The 274-nt window shown below is 40.1% G+C and carries 1 protein-coding gene; it reads left to right on the top strand.

Annotated elements, in window-relative coordinates; all coding sequences use genetic code 11:
- On the top strand, positions 1–274 hold a 274-nt coding region (locus tag HT693_RS07405; protein WP_205403225.1), incomplete at both ends, for a hypothetical protein.

The following is a 274-nucleotide window of genomic DNA, read 5'->3' as shown; positions in this document are numbered from 1 at the left end:
AAAGAAGAAGTAGATAAGGGAACAAATCCGAAAGATCCAAACTCGAAACCAGAATCTAAACCAGTAGATCCATCAACTAATGATACAGATGGCGATGGCTTGACTGATAAGGAAGAAGTAGAAAAAGGAACAGACCCTACTAAAGCTGATACAGATGGCGATGGCTTCACAGATAAAGAAGAAGTAGATAAGGGAACAAATCCGAAAGATCCAAACTCGAAACCAGAATCTAAACCAGTAGATCCATCAACTAAGGATACAGATGGCGATGGCT

It is taken from the genome of Streptococcus sp. 2154, from assembly GCF_013277255.1.
GTDB classification, from domain to species: domain Bacteria; phylum Bacillota; class Bacilli; order Lactobacillales; family Streptococcaceae; genus Streptococcus; species Streptococcus pseudopneumoniae.
The sequence above is the reverse complement of the archived record's forward strand: the minus strand, read 5'-3'. Positions and strand labels throughout refer to the sequence as shown.